The sequence below is a fragment of the Mesorhizobium sp. M4A.F.Ca.ET.050.02.1.1 genome, from assembly GCF_003997725.1.
Classification (GTDB): Bacteria; Pseudomonadota; Alphaproteobacteria; order Rhizobiales; family Rhizobiaceae; genus Mesorhizobium.
In genome coordinates, this window is sequence record NZ_RZSG01000977.1 from 1 (window position 1) to 1983 (window position 1983).

3 protein-coding genes are annotated in these 1983 nt (G+C 67.9%); all 3 read right to left on the reverse strand.

What is annotated here, in order from left to right; all coding sequences use genetic code 11:
* Positions 1-396: glycosyltransferase family 2 protein (locus EOA33_RS33875; RefSeq protein ID WP_145989460.1), on the reverse strand; the 396-nt coding region annotated here is incomplete at its 3' end.
* On the reverse strand, positions 386-1330 hold the full coding sequence (locus EOA33_RS33880) for a glycosyltransferase family 2 protein (protein ID WP_127407594.1): 945 nt from the start codon (positions 1328-1330) through the stop codon (positions 386-388). The genes EOA33_RS33875 and EOA33_RS33880, both read right to left, overlap by 11 nt.
* On the reverse strand, positions 1330-1983 hold a 654-nt coding region (locus tag EOA33_RS33885), incomplete at its 5' end, for a glycosyltransferase family 2 protein (protein WP_281033589.1). The genes EOA33_RS33885 and EOA33_RS33880, both read right to left, overlap by 1 nt.

Sequence of the window (1983 nt, forward strand, 5' to 3'; positions counted from 1 at the left end):
GAACATCGTGTCCTCGGGCACGCCGTCCTCGCGCACGACCTGGAGATTGTCGACCGCGATCACCGCGCCGGCCTTCTCCGCCCGCGCGATCATGGCGCGGATCCGGCCGGGATAGACGGCATCGTCGGAATCAAGGACCGCCACCCACCGGCCCCGCGCGGCCTCGAGGCCGGCGTTCCTGGCACCGCCGGGACCGCGATTTTGCTCAAGCGCGAGGACCCGCACGATTTCCTCTGGATAGGCGCGCGCCACGTCGAGCGTCCGGTCGCGCGAACAGTCGTCGACGACGATGACCTCGACGGAAACGTGATGCTGGGCAAGGGCACTGGCGATCGCCCGGTCGAGGGTCGCCTCGGAATTGTAGGCGGCGATGACGAAGCTGACGTCAGGCTGCATGCTTGCCTCCTTCCTGCGCGGAGGTGAGGCCGTACTGGCGGATCTCGCGAACGCCGACGAGGCCGCTGACGACGCCGACATGCATGATGCCGCGCAGCACGCTGCGGTTCCTGCGCACCGGGCTGATCGCGGTCAGCGCCGCCATGCCGAAACAGTAGGCCGCCTTGGCCGAGGCGAGGCCCACTTGCGCGACGCGCCTGAAGCCGCTCGCGCCGTGCCCGATCAGATGACCGTGCGTCTGCCCGAAACGGAAGCGGCGGCGGCGCAGCCAGTCGAACGCCGCCCTGGCGCGCGGCACCACCTCCTCGACCAGCGCATCCGGTGAAAACGCGATGCTGCCGCCGTCCCTGACCATGCTGTCGAAGAACTCGGTGTCCTCGCCGCCGGTCTGGCCGCGCGCCAGGCTGAAGCGGCGGCCGCGCAGGCTCGCTTCGCCGGTTCTCAGGAGTACATTGCAGGTGTAGCCGGTACGGATCTCGCCGCGCACCCAGACCGGCAAGGTCGAATGAAAATCGCCTTTGCGCATCCAGGCCGGCGCATCCTGTCCGTAATGCGCCCGCACCGGCCCCAGCACGGCGGTGGCGCCGCTCGCCTCGGCCGTGGCGACAAGTTCGGCCAGCCAGCGGACCGATGCGGTCTCGTCATCGTCGATGAAGGCGACAAGATCCGACACGCTGGCATCGAGGCAGGCATTGCGCGCGATCGAGATGTTGCGCGCCGGCGCGTGGCGGTAGCGGATCGGCAGCTTCAACTCCAGCGCCAACGCCTTGACCAGCGCCTGGGCGCTTGGCTGATCGTCATTGTCGGCGAGAACCACGCCGATCTCGAAGCCGGCGGGCCTGTCCATGGCGGCGATGGAGCGCAGCGTGTCGGCAAGCTCGGGCCGCCTGAACGTGCAGACGCAGATGTCGATGGAGCGGGTCTTGGCGGCCATCACGCCACCCCGCGCTGCGCTCGGCGACCGAGGAGCTGCAGCCAGAATCCGACGGACCAGCCGAAATGCATGACCATTGCCGACACGCCCACAAGCGTAAGGCCAGCATTACGCTGACCGATGGCGGCTGCGATACCATAACCGAGGCAGACCGCCGCCCACACCAGGAACGGCACCGCCGCCAGCCAGTGGACGAAGGAGAAGGCGGCAAGCAGGACGACCGGGAAGACCAGCAACGGGATCATCTGCCGGACCTTGGGCACCATGCGGTGCTTGAGCACGTTCCTGGCGCGGCCGCGGCCATAGCCGAGATACTGGAAATAGAGGCTCTTCAGGGAGGAGCGCGGATAGTAGACCATCTGCGTCCTGCCGCTCATCCAGATGCGGTAGCCGGCCTGGCGCAGCCGGTAGTCGAGCTCGGCATCCTCATTGTGGCTGAACGTCTCGTCATAGCCGCCCACCGCCTTGAAGGCCGAGATGCGCATCAACGCGTGGTGGCCATGGTCGACCCATTCGCCCGACGAAAGGTGCCGGTGCTTGGAGCCACCGGTACCGAGCTTGGAATTCTGCGCTGCCGCCACCGCCTGCTGCACCGCGCCGGTGCCGCTGGTCAGCATGGAGACGACGACCGAATCGGCCCCGGTGGCCAACGC